The 16,862-nt window shown below is 70.8% G+C and carries 15 protein-coding genes and 8 pseudogenes; 20 read left to right on the top strand and 3 right to left on the bottom strand.

Annotated elements, in window-relative coordinates; all coding sequences use genetic code 11:
• The 12 genes and pseudogenes from rplO (at nt 1) to AC38ZX_RS16960 (ending at nt 7,876) form a co-directional block, all read left to right on the top strand.
• Nucleotides 1-768: a 50S ribosomal protein L15 gene (gene rplO, locus AC38ZX_RS17015; protein WP_491295289.1), complete on the top strand. Its 768-nt coding sequence runs from the start codon at nt 1-3 to the stop codon at nt 766-768.
• A gap of 159 nt (nt 769-927) precedes the next feature.
• A pseudogene (gene secY, locus AC38ZX_RS17010) lies at nt 928-2,225 on the top strand (preprotein translocase subunit SecY).
• Nucleotides 2,222-2,800: an adenylate kinase gene (locus tag AC38ZX_RS17005; RefSeq protein WP_426593020.1), complete on the top strand. Its 579-nt coding sequence runs from the start codon at nt 2,222-2,224 to the stop codon at nt 2,798-2,800. Before secY ends, AC38ZX_RS17005 begins: the two are co-directional and overlap by 4 nt.
• Before the next feature lie 8 nt (nt 2,801-2,808).
• Nucleotides 2,809-3,651, top strand: a complete 843-nt coding sequence (map, locus tag AC38ZX_RS17000) for a type I methionyl aminopeptidase (RefSeq protein ID WP_491295288.1) — start codon at nt 2,809-2,811, stop codon at nt 3,649-3,651.
• Between the two features lie 269 nt (nt 3,652-3,920).
• Nucleotides 3,921-4,140 (top strand): annotated as a pseudogene (infA, locus tag AC38ZX_RS16995) (translation initiation factor IF-1).
• A gap of 63 nt (nt 4,141-4,203) precedes the next feature.
• Nucleotides 4,204-4,317, top strand: coding sequence for a 50S ribosomal protein L36 (gene rpmJ / locus AC38ZX_RS16990; RefSeq protein WP_013117849.1), 114 nt, complete (start codon nt 4,204-4,206; stop codon nt 4,315-4,317).
• 159 nt (nt 4,318-4,476) lie between these two features.
• Nucleotides 4,477-4,742: pseudogene (gene rpsM / locus AC38ZX_RS16985) on the top strand (30S ribosomal protein S13); the annotation flags it as partial.
• A 174-nt stretch (nt 4,743-4,916) separates the two neighbouring features.
• A complete protein-coding gene (gene rpsK, locus AC38ZX_RS16980; RefSeq protein ID WP_028050085.1) occupies nt 4,917-5,318 on the top strand; it encodes a 30S ribosomal protein S11 in 402 nt (133 codons plus the stop codon).
• 135 nt (nt 5,319-5,453) lie between these two features.
• Nucleotides 5,454-6,320 (top strand): annotated as a pseudogene (locus tag AC38ZX_RS16975) (DNA-directed RNA polymerase subunit alpha); the annotation flags it as partial.
• Entirely contained in the window at nt 6,203-6,523 is a 321-nt protein-coding gene (locus AC38ZX_RS16970) for a DNA-directed RNA polymerase subunit alpha C-terminal domain-containing protein (RefSeq protein ID WP_491297465.1), read from the top strand. The pseudogene AC38ZX_RS16975 and the gene AC38ZX_RS16970, both read left to right, overlap by 118 nt.
• A gap of 5 nt (nt 6,524-6,528) precedes the next feature.
• The gene (rplQ, locus tag AC38ZX_RS16965; protein WP_491295287.1) at nt 6,529-7,074 is read left to right on the top strand and encodes a 50S ribosomal protein L17; all 546 of its coding nucleotides are present in this window, start codon (nt 6,529-6,531) and stop codon (nt 7,072-7,074) included.
• Nucleotides 7,075-7,141: 67 nt separating this feature from the next.
• On the top strand, nt 7,142-7,876 hold the full coding sequence (locus tag AC38ZX_RS16960) for an alpha/beta fold hydrolase (RefSeq protein ID WP_491295286.1): 735 nt from the start codon (nt 7,142-7,144) through the stop codon (nt 7,874-7,876).
• Here AC38ZX_RS16960 and AC38ZX_RS16955 read toward each other — a convergent pair.
• A pseudogene (locus tag AC38ZX_RS16955) lies at nt 7,851-8,619 on the bottom strand (ROK family protein). The gene AC38ZX_RS16960 and the pseudogene AC38ZX_RS16955 sit on opposite strands and share 26 nt — an antisense overlap.
• Nucleotides 8,620-8,682: 63 nt before the next feature.
• Here AC38ZX_RS16955 and truA point away from each other — a divergent pair.
• A complete protein-coding gene (truA, locus tag AC38ZX_RS16950; protein WP_426593014.1) occupies nt 8,683-9,591 on the top strand; it encodes a tRNA pseudouridine(38-40) synthase TruA in 909 nt (302 codons plus the stop codon).
• Here truA and AC38ZX_RS16945 read toward each other — a convergent pair.
• Nucleotides 9,588-10,037, bottom strand: a complete 450-nt coding sequence (locus AC38ZX_RS16945) for a DUF5709 domain-containing protein (RefSeq protein ID WP_426593013.1) — start codon at nt 10,035-10,037, stop codon at nt 9,588-9,590. The genes truA and AC38ZX_RS16945 overlap by 4 nt on opposite strands.
• A gap of 79 nt (nt 10,038-10,116) precedes the next feature.
• Here AC38ZX_RS16945 and AC38ZX_RS16940 point away from each other — a divergent pair.
• A pseudogene (locus tag AC38ZX_RS16940) lies at nt 10,117-11,798 on the top strand (ABC-F family ATP-binding cassette domain-containing protein).
• A gap of 17 nt (nt 11,799-11,815) precedes the next feature.
• On the opposite strand, the gene AC38ZX_RS16935 reads toward AC38ZX_RS16940, so the two are convergent.
• Entirely contained in the window at nt 11,816-12,412 is a 597-nt protein-coding gene (locus AC38ZX_RS16935) for a LysE/ArgO family amino acid transporter (RefSeq protein ID WP_491295285.1), read from the bottom strand.
• Between the two features lie 71 nt (nt 12,413-12,483).
• Here AC38ZX_RS16935 and AC38ZX_RS16930 point away from each other — a divergent pair.
• The 6 genes and pseudogenes from AC38ZX_RS16930 to AC38ZX_RS16905 form a co-directional block, all read left to right on the top strand.
• Nucleotides 12,484-12,564, top strand: a pseudogene (locus tag AC38ZX_RS16930) (hypothetical protein); the annotation flags it as partial.
• Between the two features lie 109 nt (nt 12,565-12,673).
• Nucleotides 12,674-13,417 carry an ArgP/LysG family DNA-binding transcriptional regulator gene (locus tag AC38ZX_RS16925; RefSeq protein WP_491295284.1) on the top strand — a complete coding sequence of 248 codons (744 nt, stop codon included), beginning with the start codon at nt 12,674-12,676 and terminating at the stop codon, nt 13,415-13,417.
• A 217-nt stretch (nt 13,418-13,634) separates the two neighbouring features.
• Nucleotides 13,635-14,082 (top strand): annotated as a pseudogene (gene rplM, locus AC38ZX_RS16920) (50S ribosomal protein L13).
• A 38-nt stretch (nt 14,083-14,120) separates the two neighbouring features.
• Nucleotides 14,121-14,609, top strand: a complete 489-nt coding sequence (rpsI, locus tag AC38ZX_RS16915; RefSeq protein ID WP_426593009.1) for a 30S ribosomal protein S9 — start codon at nt 14,121-14,123, stop codon at nt 14,607-14,609.
• A gap of 121 nt (nt 14,610-14,730) precedes the next feature.
• On the top strand, nt 14,731-16,080 hold the full coding sequence (glmM, locus tag AC38ZX_RS16910; protein WP_426593008.1) for a phosphoglucosamine mutase: 1,350 nt from the start codon (nt 14,731-14,733) through the stop codon (nt 16,078-16,080).
• Nucleotides 16,077-16,763 (top strand): peptide deformylase, encoded by a 687-nt coding sequence (locus AC38ZX_RS16905; protein ID WP_491295283.1) that lies wholly within the window; start codon nt 16,077-16,079, stop codon nt 16,761-16,763. Before glmM ends, AC38ZX_RS16905 begins: the two co-directional genes overlap by 4 nt.
• Nucleotides 16,764-16,862: the final 99 nt, after the last annotated feature.

The raw sequence follows: 16,862 nt of genomic DNA, 5'->3' as shown, positions 1-16,862 counted from the left end.
ATGGCAGACGAGAACACGCCTGAGGAGAAGGTGACGGCCCCCAAGAAGGCCGCCGCCGCCCCCAAGAAGGCTGCAGAGAAGAAGGCGACCGACACGGAGTCCGCTCCGAAGGCGACCGCCAAGGCGAAGGCTCCGAAGGCCGACGCAGCGACCGAGTCGGCCCCCAAGGCCGAGGCGAAGGCTCCGGCCAAGGCCAAGGCTGAGCCGAAGGCAAAGGCCGAGGCTGAGCCGAAGGCCAAGGCCGAGGCGAAGGCTGCGGCGCCCAAGAAGACGGTGTCCGCGGCTGCCGCCAAGGCTGCCGAGGCCGCCGCGCTGCCCGGCAACGGTGGCACCCTCAAGGTGCACCACCTGCGTCCGGCCCCCGGCGCCAAGACCGCCAAGACCCGCGTGGGTCGTGGCGAGGCGTCCAAGGGCAAGACGGCCGGTCGTGGCACCAAGGGCACCAAGGCTCGCTACCAGGTGCCGACGCGCTTCGAGGGCGGGCAGATGCCCATGCACATGCGCCTCCCGAAGCTGCGTGGCTTCAAGAACCCGTTCCGCGTCGAGTACCAGGTGGTCAACCTGGACAAGCTCTCGGCGCTGTACCCGAACGGTGGCGACGTGACGGTCGCCGACCTGGTCGCCAAGGGTGCGGTCCGTAAGGGCCAGCCCGTCAAGGTGCTCGGCACCGGTGAGCTCACGGTCAAGGTTTCTGTCGCGGTCGACGCCTACTCGGCGTCCGCGAAGGACGCGATCGTCGCAGCCGGCGGAAGCGTCGCGCAGGACTGATCGAGGATGGGACCGGTGGGGTCGTAGTTCCCCACCGGTCCCTTTCCGTTTGTTCGTCAGCATCAGTTAGGGTGCCCCGGTGCCTGCGACGTAACGCAGGTGGCACGGCCGGAATGAACCGGTCGTACGAGATGCGGCTCCGGCCGCTCAGGAGGACAGGTGCTCAGCGCATTCGTGCGGGCGTTCCGAACGCCCGACCTGCGGCGCAGAGCTGCTCTTCACCATCGGGATCATGGTGATCTTCCGGATCGGCTCGTTCCTGCCGACCCCCGGGGTGTCCTACCCGAACGTGCAGACGTGTATCGACCAGACCAAGGGCAACGACCTGCTCGGCCTGGTGAACCTGTTCAGTGGCGGGGCGCTGCTCAAGCTTCTCGGTCTTCTCGCTCGGGATCATGCCGTACATCACGGCCAGCATCATCGTGCAGCTCCTCCGGGTGGTCATCCCCCGTTTCGAGGAGCTCCACAAGGAGGGCCAGTCCGGCACCGCGAAGCTCACGCAGTACACGCGGTACCTGACGATCGGTCTGGCGATCCTGCAGTCGACGACCATCATCACGGTCGCGCGCAGCGGTCAGCTGTTCCAGAGCTGCACCGTCGACGTCATCCCGAACGACTCCTGGTACATCCTCCTGATCATGGTCATCACGATGACCGCCGGTACCGGCCTCATCATGTGGCTCGGTGAGCTGATCACGGAGCGCGGCGTCGGCAACGGCATGTCGCTGCTCATCTTCACGTCGATCGCGGCGAGCTTCCCGACGGCCCTCTGGTCGATCGCGCAGGGCAACAACGGTGCCTTCAAGTTCATCATCGTCCTGGCCGTCATCGTGCTCGTCGTCGGCATGGTCGTCTTCGTCGAGCAGTCGCAGCGCCGGATCCCGGTCCAGTACGCCAAGCGCATGGTCGGTCGGCGCATGTACGGCGGCTCCAGCACCTACATCCCGATCAAGATCAACATGGCCGGCGTCATCCCGATCATCTTCGCGTCGTCGCTGCTGGCGGTCCCCGGGCTGCTCGCGCAGTTCGGTGACCAGACCTCCGGCTGGGTGCAGTGGATCTCGCGGTACCTGGTCTCGCCGAGCGCGCCCCTGCACCTCGCGCTCTACGTGTTCCTGATCATCTTCTTCTGCTACTTCTACACGGCGATCACGTTCAACCCGGACGAGGTCGCGGACAACATGAAGAAGTACGGCGGCTTCATCCCGGGCATCCGGGCCGGCCGTCCGACGGCGGAGTACCTCGACTTCGTCATCTCGCGCATCACCGCGCCCGGCTCGATCTACCTGGCCGTCGTCGCACTGATCCCGACCATCGTGTTCATCGTTCTCGGCGTCGGGACCAACATCCCGTTCGGCGGCTCGTCGATCCTGATCGTCGTCGGTGTCGGGCTCGAGACCGTCAAGCAGATCGAGTCCCAGCTGCAGCAGCGCCACTACGAAGGCTTCCTTCGATGAGCAGGCGGCTCGTCCTGCTGGGCGCCCCCGGCGCCGGCAAGGGCACCCAGGCTGTGCGCCTGGCCGAGTCGCTGGGCATCCCGGCGATCTCGACCGGTGACCTGTTCCGGGCCAACATCAAGGGCGGCACGCCGCTGGGCCTGAAGGTCCAGGAGTACACCTCGCGCGGCGCCCTGGTCCCGGACTCGGTGACCAACGACATGGTGCGCGACCGTCTGGCGCAGCCGGACACGGCGGACGGGTTCCTGCTCGACGGGTATCCGCGCAACGTCGCCCAGGTGGCCGAGCTCGACGCGATCCTCGGCGACGCCGGCGCGGCGCTCGACCTCGCGGTCGAGCTGACGGCGGACCCTGAGGTCGTCGTGCCCCGGCTGCTGAAGCGGGCCGAGATCGAGGGGCGCGAGGACGACACGGAGGACGTCATCCGGCACCGCCTCGACGTGTACGCGCAGGAGACCGCGCCGATCGCCTCGGTCTACGACGGTCGCGGTCTGCTCGCGCAGGTCGACGGGATCGGCGAGGTCGACGAGGTGACCGTGCGCCTGCTCGCGGCCATCGGCACCCTGGACGCCTGAGCCGGTCCATGTTCGGCCGGGAGCGGATCGAGTACAAGACGCCCGAGCAGGTCCTGCTCATGCGTCGGGCCGGTCTGGTCGTCGCCGAGGCGCTGAGCGCCGTCCGCGCCGCCGCCGCCCCGGGCGTGACGACCGCGTCGCTCGACGCCCTGGCCGCCACGGTGATCGGTGACCACGGCGCGACGCCGTCGTTCCTCGGCTACCACGGCTATCCCGCCACGCTGTGCATCTCGGTCAACGACGAGATCGTGCACGGCATCCCTGGCCCGCGCGTCCTGCACGCAGGCGATGTGGTCAGCATCGACTGCGGCGCGATCGTGGCCGGCTGGCACGGTGACTCGGCGGTGACCATCGTCCTGGACGAGGCGGACGCCCTCGACGAAGCATTGGCGATGACGACCGAGCGAGCACTGTGGGCGGGGATCGCCGCACTCGCGACCGGCGCACGGCTCGGTGCGGTCGGAGAGGCGGTCGAGGCCCTCGTCGACGAGGCGCAGTCGGCCGGTCTCAACGGGGGAGCGCGCTACGGCATCGTCCAGGAGTACGTCGGGCACGGCATCGGCACCGCGATGCACCAGCCTCCGGACGTGCTGAACTATCGCGCGCGGGACCGCGGTCCCGCGCTGCGTCCCGGCCTGTGCGTCGCGGTGGAGCCGATGCTGGTGCGCGGTTCGCGGTTCACGCGCGAGCTCGACGACGAGTGGACGGTGGTGACCGACGACGGCTCCCGCGCCGCCCACTGGGAGCACTCGGTGGCCGTCCTCGAGGACGGGATCTGGGTGCTCACCGCGTTCGACGGCGGCGCCGCGGCGCTCGAGCCGCTGGGTGTGACCATCGCCCCACTGCTCTGACCGCTCTGTCGGGCCGGATGGTTTCCTCGAACGCCCTCGATGGCGTAAGATCGTCCGTTGGGTGTGTGCGCCCGGTTCATCGGAACACCGTGATCCTCGAAGCGATTCGTCGGGTTCGGATCTCGGTGGTCATCAACTGCTCGGCTCTCCTCACGGACGGCCTGGTTCGGGCACGTGCACTCTCCACGTTCGCGACGACGGCCAGCTGCCTGCTGGGCGATGTGGCCGACGTGGGTCGAACAGTCTCGGACGAACAGTTAGCGGAGGATATGGCGAAGAAGGACGGTGTCATCGAGATCGAGGGCAGCGTCGTGGAGGCTCTGCCCAACGCGATGTTTCGCGTGGAGCTCACCAACGGCCACAAGGTGCTCGCCCACATCTCGGGCAAGATGCGTCAGCACTACATCCGGATCCTCCCCGAGGACCGCGTGGTGGTGGCTCAGCCCGTACGACCTGTCCCGTGGCCGGATCGTCTACCGCTACAAGTAACAGCCACTCGATCACGCCGTCCTCCCGACACGGAGACCACACGGCGGCGGAGGAAAACACGCGATGAAGGTCAAGCCCAGCGTCAAGAAGATCTGCGACAAGTGCAAGGTGATCCGCCGGCACGGTCGCGTCCAGGTGATCTGCGAGAACCTGCGCCACAAGCAGCGCCAGGGCTGACGCCCTAGCACTTCTGCAGGAACGAGCACCACAAGCAAGCAAGCGCACCACCACCTCGGGCCCTCGGGCCCGGTGAACCCCCGGTCGGAGGCCGGGGCCCGCAGCACGCGGGGAGGTGGTGCGGAAGACCTCCGATGCAGTTCAGGAGCCACCAGGCACATGGCACGTCTTGTCGGAGTCGACCTCCCCCGCGAGAAGCGGCTCGAGATCGCACTCACCTACATCTACGGCGTCGGGCGCACGCGCGCGCAGGCGACCCTCGCCGCCACCGGTATCAGCCCGGACGTCCGCGTGAAGGACCTCGGTGACACCGAGTCGTCGCGCTGCGTGACTTCCTCGAGGGCAACTACAAGCTCGAAGGTGACCTCCGCCGTGAGGTCGCCGCCGACATCCGCCGCAAGGTCGAGATCGGCTGCTACGAGGGCCTTCGCCACCGCCGTGGCCTTCCCGTGCGCGGTCAGCGCACGAAGACCAACGCGCGTACCCGCAAGGGTCCCAAGCGCACCGTCGCCGGCAAGAAGAAGGCCGGGCGCAAGTAGCCCTCCGCCCCGGGCGCCTCGCGCCAGGGCACGCCGTCAAGACCTCGAGAGAAGAAGAGAATGCCTCCCAAGACCCGTTCCGCCGTGCGCAAGCCGCGCCGCAAGGAGAAGAAGAACGTCTCCCACGGCCAGGCGCACATCAAGAGCACGTTCAACAACACGATCATCTCCATCACCGACCCGTCGGGCGCCGTCATCGCGTCCGCCTCGTCGGGCCAGGTGGGCTTCAAGGGCTCGCGCAAGTCGACCCCGTTCGCGGCGCAGCTCGCCGCCGAGGCCGCCGCTCGCCGCGCCCAGGAGCACGGCATGAAGAAGGTCGACGTCTTCGTCAAGGGCCCCGGCTCCGGCCGTGAGACCGCGATCCGTTCGCTGCAGGCGACCGGCCTCGAGGTCGGCTCGATCCAGGACGTGACGCCCCAGGCGCACAACGGCTGCCGTCCGCCCAAGCGCCGCCGCGTCTGACCATGGTTTCGGCCGGGTCGGTGCTCACCAGCACCGGCCCGGCATCAGTCCGTCCGACCAGGTGGACCGAGACCAGGTCGGCTCGTAGTACTGCGCAGCGTCATATGGCGGACGCCCGCTGAGAGGAAATACACCGTGCTGATTGCACAGCGCCCCACCCTGACCGAAGAGGTCATCTCGGAGAACCGGTCGCGGTTCTCCATCGAGCCCCTGGAGCCGGGTTTCGGCTACACGCTCGGCAACTCGCTCCGCCGGACGCTGCTGTCCTCCATCCCGGGTGCCGCCGTCACGTCGATCCGCATCGACGGCGTGCTCCACGAGTTCTCGACCGTTCCTGGTGTCAAGGAAGACGTCACCGAGATCATCCTCAACATCAAGCAGCTGGTCGTCTCCTCGGAGAACGACGAGCCCGTCGTGATGTACCTGCGCAAGCAGGGTGCCGGTGAGGTCTCCGCGGCCGACATCGTCCCGCCGGCCGGCGTCGAGGTGCACAACCCCGACCTGCACCTGGCGACGCTGAACGACAAGGGCAAGCTCGAGATCGAGCTGACCGTCGAGCGCGGCCGCGGCTACGTGTCGGCCAACCAGAACAAGTCGTTCGACGCCGAGATCGGCCGCATCCCGGTCGACTCGATCTACTCGCCCGTCCTCAAGGTGACCTACAAGGTCGAGGCGACGCGTGTCGAGCAGCGCACGGACTTCGACAAGCTGATCGTCGACGTCGAGACCAAGTCGGCCATCGGCCCCCGCGACGCGCTGGCCTCGGCCGGCAAGACGCTGGTGGAGCTGTTCGGTCTGGCCCGTCGCTCAACGTCGAGGCCGAGGGCATCGAGATCGGCCCGTCGCCGACGGACGCCGCGCTCGCCGCGGACCTCGCGCTGCCGATCGAGGACCTGCAGCTCACGATCCGCTCCTACAACTGCCTCAAGCGTGAGGGCATCCACTCCGTGGGTGCACGTTGCGCGCTCCGAGGCCGACCTCCTGGACATCCGCAACTTCGGTGCGAAGTCCATCACCGAGGTCAAGGAGAAGCTCGCCGAGCTCGGCCTGACGCTCAAGGACAGCCCGCTCGACTTCGACCCGTCCGCCACCGCCTACTACGGCGACGACGAGGGCGACTTCGTCGAGGACGAGCAGTACTGACGCCGGGGAAGCCGCGGGCCGCTGAGCCCGCGAGCAGCCCATCACTGGAACTCAAGGAGTAATAACCATGCCTACGCCCACCAAGGGTCCCCGGCTCGGTGGCGGACCGGCGCACGAGCGGCTGATCCTCGCGAACCTCGCGACGCAGCTGTTCGAGCACAAGCGCATCACGACGACCGAGACGAAGGCCAAGCGCCTGCGTCCGCTCGCCGAGCGCCTCATCACGTTCGCCAAGCGTGGTGACCTGCACGCCCGCCGCCGCGTGATGACCGTCGTCAAGGACAAGTCCGTCGTGCACGTGCTGTTCACCGAGATCGCTCCGGCCGTCGCCGAGCGTCAGGGTGGCTACACGCGCATCACCAAGATCGGCCCGCGCAAGGGCGACAACGCCCCGATGGCCGTCATCGAGCTCGTGCTCGAGCCGCTCTCGCCCAAGCAGGCCGTCGTGAAGGAGGCCACCAAGGCCGCCTCCAAGGCTGCCCCCAAGGCGAAGAAGTCCGACAAGGTCGAGGACGCGCCCGTCGAGGAGACGGTCGTCGAGGACGCCCCGGTCGAGGAGACCGAGACCGTCGTCGAGGACGCCCCCGTCGAGGACGAGGCCGACAAGGCCTGACGCCGTTCACGAGAGGGCCCGGAACCGCACTGGTTCCGGGCCCTCTCGCGTGCCTAGAGTCGCGGGCATGAGCCTGCCCGTCGTCCTGGTGCACGGGTTGCGGACGTCGCGCACGATGTGGCGGGCGCAGCTCGAGGCCCTCGCCCGTGCCGGACGTGCCGCCGTGGCCGTGGACCTCCCCGGGCACGGGAGCCGGGTCGGCGAACAGTTCACGCTCGACGCCGCCGTGGACGCGGTCGCGCGGGCGGTCGACGAGGTCGGCGGTCGCGCGTTCGTCGTCGGCCTCTCGCTGGGCGGGTACGTGGGGATCCGGCACGCCGCGCGGCACCCGGAGCAGGTGGCCGGGCTGCTCGCGGCGTCCTGCTCGACGCGACCGCACGGGGTCCTGCTCGCGGGGTGGGCACTCGGTGCCCGCTACATCGTGCGGCTGCCCGACGGCGGGGCCCGGCTGAACCAGTTCTTCGTCGACCTCGCCCTGCCGCCGGCGGGCGCCGCCGACGCCGGCGCCGGCGGGTTCGCACTGGACGTCACCGACGACGTGCTGCGCGAGATGGCGACGGCGACGCCGCTGGAGGACCTGGCGCTGGTCGAGGCGCCGGTGTGGCTGGTGAACGGTCGGCTCGACCACTTCCGCGGCGAGGAGCGCCGGTTCCTGGCGGCGTGCCGCGACGGGCGCCTGGTCGTCGTGCCGGGCGCGACGCACCTGGTGAACCTGGTCCAGCCGACGCGGTTCACGCGGGTGCTGCTGGAGGCGCTGGCGGAGGTGGACGAACGGGTCAGTGGCCCAGCGACCAGGCTCTGACCCCGCCGACGATGCCGGCCTGGTTGGGCACGACGACGACGTCGTCGCCGAGCCTGGCGAGCACCTGCGGCGTCACCTGCCGGGCGTTGCCGCCGCCGAGGTAGAGACGGTCCCACCAGAACACCGGCCGAAGCCCTTCGACGACGCGACGCACCCGCCGGGACCACAGCCCGTCGCCGAGGCGGGCGCGCTCGACCTGCCCGATGTACACGTCGTAGGACGTTCCCCACCGGACGGGGGCGTGCGAGAAGCTCCAGGTGCGGGGCCAGCTTGCCGCCGTCGAAGAGCGCCGAGCCCAGTCCCGTGCCCAGGGTGAGCACGAGCTCGATGCCCGTGCCGGAGACGACTCCCGCGCCGTGCACCTCGGCGTCGTTGAGGACGAGCGTCGGCAGGCCGAGCCGGGCCTCGACGCTCGCGCGGATGTCGCACCCGGTCCAGGCCGCCAGCAGATCGGGGTCGACGGCGCTGCGGGGTCCGCTGCGAGTGACGTAGTGCGGGGTCGCGACGACGACGCCGTGCCGGATCATCCCCGGCATCCCGACGGTGGCGCGGTCCGCCGGCGGCAGGCCCGAGGCGATGTCCGCGATCGTCGACACCAGCCGTTCCGGGGACAGCGGGTAGGGCGTCGCCACCCGGACCGCGGGGGCGTGCAGGGTGCCGGCCGAGTCGAGCACGGACGCCTTGATCCCTCCGCCGCCGCAGTCGACGGCGAGCGTGAACAGGTCCTCGAGGCTCTTCGACACGCTGCCACGCTATCGATGCGCCGCGGGCGGCGTCATTCGTCGCCTCGGCTAGCGTGTGGACCCGTGAGCGCGAGCCCCGACGATGACGCTGCGGTGCGGCTGCGGCTGGACCTCGCCTACGACGGCAGCCGCTTCGCGGGGTGGGCGGTGCAGCCCGGGCTGCGGACCGTCCAGGGAGTGCTCGAGGACGCCCTGGGCATGGTCCTGCGCACGGACGGGCCACCGCGGGTGACGGTCGCCGGGCGGACGGACTCGGGCGTGCACGCGCGCGGCCAGGTGGCGCACGTCGACATCCCCGTCGGTCTGCTGGAGCGGTCCCGTGGGCGCGCTGAGCGCCCGGTCGAGGAGGCGCTGCTCACCCGGCTGGGCGGGGTGCTGCCGACGGACCTGGTCGTCCATGCGGTGACCCAGGCACCCGACGGCTTCGACGCGCGGTTCTCGGCGTTGCGGCGTCGGTACACGTACCGGGTCTGCGACGACTCGGCGCGGCGCGACCCGCTCGCCCGCGCGCACGTCCTCTGGCACCGGCGGCCGCTGGACGTCGAGGCGATGGACGTCGCGGGCCGGCCGCTGGAGGGTCGGCACGACTTCGCGTCGTACTGCAAGCCGCGGGCGGGGGCGACGACGATCCGCACGCTCGAGGTCTTCCGGTGGTCCAGGCCGCTCGACGGGCCGGATGCGGGGCTGGTCGTCGCGACCGTGCAGGCGGACGCGTTCTGCCACTCCATGGTGCGCACCCTCGTGGGCGCCAGCGTGGCCGTGGGGGAGGGCCGTCGGGACGCGGGCTGGCCCGCCCAGCTGCTCGCCGCCCGGAGCCGGCTTGCCGGCGCGCACGTGGTGCCCGCGCACGGGCTCACGCTCGAAGAGGTGGGCTACCCCGCCGACGACGAGATGGGTGCGCGGGCCGAGCGGACGCGGTCTCGTCGCGAAGCCCACGACGTGGACCCGCGACCGCAGGGGTGCTGCGGCTAGAGCTCGTCGTCGTCGTCGTGGTAGCGACGGTCGTCCACGTACTCCTCGGCGATGAGGTGCACGGCGGCCTCCTCGGCGCTCGCGGCCCCGCCCGAGATCCCGGCGTCGACCGCGAACCCGTCCGTGCCGCCGGCCTCGACCGCGCCGTCGTCCTCGACGAGGCGTCCGGCACGGAACTGCTCGCGGTCGTCGAACGGAAGGCTGCGCGCCTCCCAGACCTCGGGCTCCTCCTGGCCGATGCGCTGGTCGATCGTCTCGCGGTGCGCCTCCTCCCACGGCGTCTCGCCGTAGTGGTTGGCGCGCCCACGGGTGGGCACCGAGTAGCCCTCGTCGAGCAGGTCGTCCACGCCACGGTCCAGCAGGGTGTCCTCGCTGGGCAGCTGGTCGGTGTCGCCCTCGCTGTCGAGCTCGGGATCGCTGCTGGTGCCGGACGTGTCGTAGCTCATGCCCCGACCTTCGCACCGCACGCGGCCGGACGCCAGTATTGCGATGCCGCGGGTCGTGGCGCCAAGGGACACTGGTCCCATGGGTCACCTCGACATCGGCGGGATCGGCTACGTGCTGTCCGACGGCCGTCCGCTCCTCGACGACGTCACGTTCCGGGTCGCTGACGGCGCTCGAGTGGCCCTCGTCGGCCCCAACGGTGCCGGCAAGACGACGCTGCTGCGGATCGTCGCCGGCGACGAGCAGCCGCACGCGGGGTCCGTCGGGCGCAGCGGCGGGCTGGGGATCATGCGGCAGGACATCGGCCGGATCAACGACGACCGCTCGATCCGCGACCTGCTGGCATCGCTCGCGGTCGCCTCGGTCCGCGACGCCGCCGTCGAGCTGAGCGCCGCGGAGATCGCCATCATGGAGACCGACGACGAGCCGTCGCAGATGCGGTACGCGCAGGCGCTGGTCGACTGGGCGGACGTCGGCGGCTACGAGGCTGAGGCCGGCTGGGACCGGGTCACCGACGCCGTGCTGAGCATCCCGTTCGACCAGGCGCAGCACCGCGAGGTGCGGTCGCTGTCCGGCGGTGAGCAGAAGCGGCTCGTGCTGGAGGCGCTGCTGCGGGGTCCCGACGAGGTCCTGCTGCTCGACGAACCCGACAACGCGCTCGACGTGCCCACCAAGCGGTGGCTGGAGGACAAGCTGCGGGCGTCGAACAAGACCGTGCTGTTCGTCAGCCACGACCGCGAGATGCTCGCCAACGTGGCCACCCAGGTGGCCACCCTCGAGCCGGGCGTCATGGGGGCGACGGTCTGGGTGCACGGTGGCGGGTTCGGCACGTACCACCAGGCGCGCGAGGACCGGCGCTCGCGGCTGGAGGAGCTGCTGCGGCGTTGGGAGGAGGAGCATGCCAAGCTCAGGAGCTCGTGCTCACCCTCAAGACGAAGTCGGCCTTCAACGACGGCCTCGCGTCGCGCTACCAGGCCGCCCAGACGCGGCTGCGCAAGTTCGAGGAGGCCGGACCCCCCACGCTGCTGGCCCGCGAGCAGAACGTCCGCGTCCGCCTGCACGGTGGCCGCACGGCCAAGCGCGCGGTCGTCGCGACCGGGCTCGAGCTGACCGGGCTGATGAAGCCGTTCGACCTCGAGGTCTGGTTCGGCGAGCGCGTGGCGGTGCTCGGCTCCAACGGCTCGGGCAAGTCGCACTTCCTACGGCTCCTGGCCGCCGGCGGCAGCGACCCGAGCCCCGAGCACGAGCCCGCCGACGACACCCCCGTCGCGCCCGTGCAGCACACCGGTCGCGTGGTGCTCGGCCCGCGCGTGCGACCCGGGTGGTTCGCGCAGAACCACGGCCACCCGGAGCTCGTGGGCCGGACGCTGCTGGAGATCCTCAACCGGGGGGACGGGCACCGGTCGGGGATCGGTCGCGAGCAGGCGTCCAAGGCGCTGGACCGGTACGAGCTCGTCGCGGCCGCCGAGCAGCGGTACGAGACGCTCTCGGGCGGTCAGCAGGCGCGTCTGCAGATCCTCCTGCTCGAGCTGGGCGGCGCGACGCTGCTGCTGCTCGACGAGCCCACCGACAACCTCGACCTGCACTCGGCGGAGGCCCTGGAGACGGGTCTGGCCGCGTTCGAGGGGACGGTCATGGCCGTCACCCACGACCGCTGGTTCACGCGCACCTTCGACCGGTTCCTGGTCTTCGGCGCCGACGGTGACGTGGTCGAGACGCCGGAGCCCGTGTGGGACGCGGGCCGGGTGGAGCGCGCGCGATAGGCGCGCCGGGCGCTGCGTCACAGGACGAGGGACACCGCGATCGTCGTGACGATCAGGCCGATGACGATGTCGAGGACCTGCCACGACCGCGGGCGGGCGAACAGGGGTCGCAGGTAGCCGGCGCCGAACCCGAGCGCCGCGAACCACACGATGCTCGCCACCACGGCCCCGAGCCCGAACACCCGTGCGTAGGGCTCGTGCTGGTGCGCCAGCGAGCCGATCAGCACGACCGTGTCCAGGTAGACGTTCGGGTTGAGGAACGTCAGGGCGAGGCAGGTGGTGACCACGGCCGAGAGGCTTGCCGGGCCCGCGGCCGCCGGGTCGAGGACCTCCGGGTGCCGTGCCCGCCGGAAGGAGCCGATCGCGAGCCACAGCAGGAACGCGGCGCCGACGTACTTGGTCACGGTCAGCACGGCCGGATGGTTGGCGATGATGGCGCCGAGCCCCGCGATCCCCGCCGCGATCAGGAGAGCGTCGGCCAGCGCGCAGATCACCACGACGGGCAGGACGTGCTCGCGCCGGATGCCCTGGCGGAGCACGAAGGCGTTCTGGGCGCCGATGGCGACGATGAGGCTGATCATCGTGAGCCAGCCGGCGAGGGCCGCGGGGAACATGGTCGAGAGGCTAGGCGGCGACGACGATGAAGGCCAGTTCATGATTCTGAAGAACCGTTAGGATCATTCATGTGGCGTTCGATCCCGACCAGCTGAGCGCCCTCGCGGCCGTGGTGCACGAGGGCAGCTTCGACGCGGCCGCGCAGCGTCTGCACATCACCCCGTCCGCGGTCAGCCAGCGGGTCAAGGCCCTAGAGGCTGCAGGTGGGGCGCGTTCTGGTGCTCCGCACGCGGCCTTGCCGGCCCACCGACGACGGCGAGGTGCTGCTGCGCTTGGCAGGTCAGGTCGAGCTGCTCGGTCGCGACGCCATGAGCCTGCTCGTGCCGCCCGCGGGGGCCGTCCGCTCGGGCGGTTCGTCGCGACGGCTCCCCGTGGCAGTGAACGACGACTCGATGTCGACGTGGTTCCCGGCGGCCGTCGCGGACCTGCCGCCGGACGTCCTGCTCGACCTGCGGCGCGAGGACCAGGACCTCTCCGCGGGGCTGCTGCGGGACGGGACCGTGATGGCCGCGGTCACCGCCGACCCCCGCGCGGTCCAGGGCTGTCGCGTCCGGCGCCTGGGCGCCATGCGCTACCTGGCCGTGGCTGCGCCGCACCGTCGGGACCGCTGGTTCGGCGACGGACTGACCGCCGAGGCCTTCGCCCAGGCGCCGCTGCTGGCGTTCAACAGGGAGGATGGCCTGCAGGAACGCTTCGTCGCGGCCGTCGTCGGCCGGCGGACCGTGACGCCGATGGTGCACTACGTGCCCTCCCAGTCGGCGTTCGTCGGACTGATCGAGGCGGGCCTCGGCTGGGGGATGGTGCCGGAGGTCGCCGCCCGGGACGGGTTGGCGCGCGGGTCGCTCGTCGAGGTGCGGGCGGGTCGGACGCTGGACGTCCCGCTGTACTGGCAGCACTGGGCGCTGCGGACCCCGACGCTCGACGACCTGACCGATCGCGTGGTCGGTGCGGCGTCGGCGGCACTGCGACCGGTGCGCCGGCACGGACCGCCCGCCGCGGTGTGACCTACCGCGTTTTGACCCCCTGCCGGGGCGCCGGGTAATCTTGCTACTCGTTGTGCGTCCCCGTTCGCGCGCTGGTGTACTCAGCACCGAGCCAGAACGGCAGGACCGGTGCGTTCCCGCTCGCCGTCCGGATGCAAGCGAGAGTTCTCATCGGCGGACCCGCACCCTGCGGACTTCCGCCGCGACAAGATTCGTATCGAAACGAAGGCTGACGACCGTGCGTACGTACACCCCGAAGCCCGGCGACGTCGAGCGGAACTGGTACATCATCGACGCAAGCGATGTCGTCCTGGGCCGCTTGGCCACTCACGTGGCCACGTTGCTGCGCGGCAAGCACAAGGCGACCTTTGCTCCGCACGTCGACGGCGGTGACTTCGTCATCGTCATCAACGCGGAGAAGGTTGCTCTGACCGGCAACAAGCGCGAGAACAAGCTCGCGTACAGCCACTCCGGATACCCGGGTGGTCTGCGCGCCGTGGCCTACTCCGACCTCCTGGAGAAGCACCCCGAGCGCGCGATCGAGAAGGCAGTGCGTGGCATGCTCCCCAAGGCTCGCTCGCGCGCCAGCAGCTACCAAGCTCAAGGTCTACGCCGGCGCGGAGCACCCGCACGCGGCGCAGCAGCCGAAGCCCTTCGAGATCACCCAGGTTTCTCAGCAGGCGTGAGCCGGCTGAGCGCAGAGAACAAGGACGCGAGGAAACCAGTGGCAGAGACCACGGTCGACATCGACCTCGAGGGCGATGACACCCCCACCAGCTACACCTCCGAGACGGTGGCCCCCACGGGCCGCGGTCTGAGCAACGTGGCCCCGGCCAACGCGCTCGGCCGTCGCAAGGAGGCGATCGCCCGCGTGCGCATCGTCCCCGGCACCGGTCAGTGGAAGGTCAACGGGCGCACGCTCGAGGACTACTTCCCCAACAAGGTGCACCAGCAGCTCGTCAACTCCCCGTTCAAGCTGGTCGACGTCGAGGGTCGCTTCGACGTCGTCGCCCGCATCACCGGTGGTGGCGTGAGCGGCCAGGCCGGCGCGCTGCGCCTGGGCATCGCCCGAGCGCTGAACGCGATCGACGAGGAGCACAACCGCCCGGCCCTGAAGAAGGCCGGCTTCCTGACCCGCGACGCCCGCGTCGTGGAGCGCAAGAAGGCCGGTCTCAAGAAGGCCCGCAAGGCTCCGCAGTACTCGAAGCGCTGATCTTCGCGCTTCCGCTCGATGGCTCCGCCGGTCTGACGACCGGCGGGGCCATCGGCATGTCTGCGACCATCGACGCGGGGTTCGTACCCCTGCCGTGCCACGACGAAGGAGTCTGACGACCATGGGGCAGCTGTTCGGCACAGACGGCGTGCGTGGGCTCGCCAACAAGGACGTCACGGCGGAGCTGGCGCTCGACCTGTCGGTCGCCGCTGCGCACGTGCTCGGGTCGCTCGGAGAGTTCGAGGGCCACCGGCCTCGCGCGATCGTCGGACGCGACTCGCGCGCGTCGGGGGAGTTCCTGGCCGCCGCGGTCTCGGCGGGGCTGGCCTCGGCGGGGGTCGACGTGAACAACGTCGGCGTGCTGCCCACACCGGCCGTCGCGTTCCTGACGGCCGCGCTCGGTGTCGACATCGGCGTCGTCCTGTCGGCCTCCCACAACCCCATGCCCGACAACGGCATCAAGTTCCTCGCCCGCGGCGGGCTCAAGCTCGACGACGAGCTCGAGGCCGCCATCGAGGCGCGCATGGGCGAGCACTGGGACCGCCCGGTCGGCGGCGACGTCGGCCGGATCCGCGTGGACACCGGGCGCGCGGGCGAGCAGTACGTCGAACACCTCGTCGGCACCATCGACGCCCCGCTGACGGGCCTGCGGATCGCCGTCGACTGCGCCAACGGTGCGGCCAGCGAGGTCGGGCCGGCGGCCTTGCGCGCCGCCGGCGCCGACGTCGTCGTCATCAATGCCTCGCCGGACGGGCGCAACATCAACGAGCAGTGCGGCTCGACGCACCCGGAGCAGCTGCAGGCGGCCGTCGTCGCCTCCGGCGCGGACCTGGGCGTCGCGTTCGACGGGGACGCGGACCGGTGCCTGGCCGTGGACGCGTCGGGCGTGCTCGTCGACGGCGACCAGATCATGGGCATCCTCGCCGTCGCCATGAAGGACCGCGGCGACCTGGTCGACGACACCCTGGTCACCACGGTGATGAGCAACCTGGGTCTGAAGATCGCGATGACCGAGGCCGGGATCGCGACCATCCACACCGCGGTCGGCGACCGGTACGTGCTCGAGGCGATGCGCGCCGGCGGGTACTCGCTCGGCGGAGAGCAGTCCGGGCACATCATCATGGCCGCGCACGCGACGACGGGCGACGGCGTCCTGACCGCTCTGCAGCTGGCCGCGCGGGTCGCGGCGACCGGGGACACCATCGCCAGGCTCGCGGGCATCGTCCGGCGGCTGCCGCAGACGCTGGTCAATGTGCCCGGAGTCGACAAGAACCGTGCCGACGACGACGCCCCGCTGCTCGACGCGGTGCGACGGGCCGAGGCGGGACTGGGTGACACGGGCCGGGTGCTGCTGCGCTCGTCGGGCACCGAGAACCTGGTCCGTGTCATGGTCGAGGCGGGCACCCAGAGCGACGCGGACCGCATCGCCCACGAGCTGGCCGACGTCGTGCGGGAACGGCTGGCGCTGTGAGTCGGGACGACGAACCGCGGTACGCCGGACCCCAGTGGGACCAGGCGCTGCGCGACACCGCGCTGTGGATCATCGAGGCGGGCGCGCGCTCGGACCAGGGACTGGCACCCATCGTCCAGGCGGGCCATCCGGCGCTGCGGGCCGTGGCGACGCCGTACGACGCGCAGCTTTCCGACGACGAGCTGGCGGCCCTGCTCGACGTCATGCACGCGACGATGCGCGCGGCCCCCGGCGTCGGTCTGGCAGCCCCACAGCTGGGCCTCCCGCTCGCGCTCGCCGTGCTGGAGGACCCGGGCACCGTGTCCGAGGACCACGCGCAGGCGCGCGAGCGTGAACCCCTCCCGTACCGCGTGCTCGTCAACCCGTCGTACGAGCCCGTCGGTCCGGAACGCTCCTCGTTCTACGAGGGGTGCCTGAGCGTCGTCGGCTACACCGCGGTCGTGTCCCGCGCGCGCCAGGTGCGTCTGACCGGTCTCGACGAGCAGGGCACCGCGCTCGACGAGGTGGTGACCGGCTGGTCCGCGCGGATCGTCCAGCACGAGACCGACCACCTGCGCGGCACGCTCTACCTCGACCGTGCCGAGCTGCGCTCGCTGGCCACGACCGACGGGTTCGGCGCGCGCTGGGCGGCCGAGCCGAGCCCCGCGGGCGCCGGCCACGCCCTCGGGTTCCCCCTGGACTGACTCAGGGTCCCGGGGGAATACCCCAGGGTCGATCCGGGGGTCTCCCCCATGTCGGCGCGGACGACCCCTGCCTAGCGTGGAGCGCAGAGGGCACGCCGG

The sequence above is a fragment of the Cellulomonas sp. McL0606 genome (assembly GCF_058248365.1).
Note: the sequence above shows the minus strand (reverse complement) of the source record. Positions and strands in the feature narration are given on the sequence as shown.

What these genes read in the sequence shown, in the direction of transcription:
- glmM (WP_426593008.1), top strand. Translation starts at nt 14,731, where the DNA reads ATGGGGCAGCTGTTCGGCACAGACGGCGTGCGTGGGCTCGCCAACAAG.
- AC38ZX_RS17005 (WP_426593020.1), top strand. Translation starts at nt 2,222, where the DNA reads ATGAGCAGGCGGCTCGTCCTGCTGGGCGCCCCCGGCGCCGGCAAGGGC.
- AC38ZX_RS16945 (WP_426593013.1), bottom strand. Translation starts at nt 10,037, where the DNA reads ATGAGCTACGACACGTCCGGCACCAGCAGCGATCCCGAGCTCGACAGC.
- rpmJ (WP_013117849.1), top strand. Translation starts at nt 4,204, where the DNA reads ATGAAGGTCAAGCCCAGCGTCAAGAAGATCTGCGACAAGTGCAAGGTG.
- rplO (WP_491295289.1), top strand. Translation starts at nt 1, where the DNA reads ATGGCAGACGAGAACACGCCTGAGGAGAAGGTGACGGCCCCCAAGAAG.
- rplQ (WP_491295287.1), top strand. Translation starts at nt 6,529, where the DNA reads ATGCCTACGCCCACCAAGGGTCCCCGGCTCGGTGGCGGACCGGCGCAC.
- map (WP_491295288.1), top strand. Translation starts at nt 2,809, where the DNA reads ATGTTCGGCCGGGAGCGGATCGAGTACAAGACGCCCGAGCAGGTCCTG.
- AC38ZX_RS16935 (WP_491295285.1), bottom strand. Translation starts at nt 12,412, where the DNA reads ATGTTCCCCGCGGCCCTCGCCGGCTGGCTCACGATGATCAGCCTCATC.
- AC38ZX_RS16960 (WP_491295286.1), top strand. Translation starts at nt 7,142, where the DNA reads ATGAGCCTGCCCGTCGTCCTGGTGCACGGGTTGCGGACGTCGCGCACG.
- rpsK (WP_028050085.1), top strand. Translation starts at nt 4,917, where the DNA reads ATGCCTCCCAAGACCCGTTCCGCCGTGCGCAAGCCGCGCCGCAAGGAG.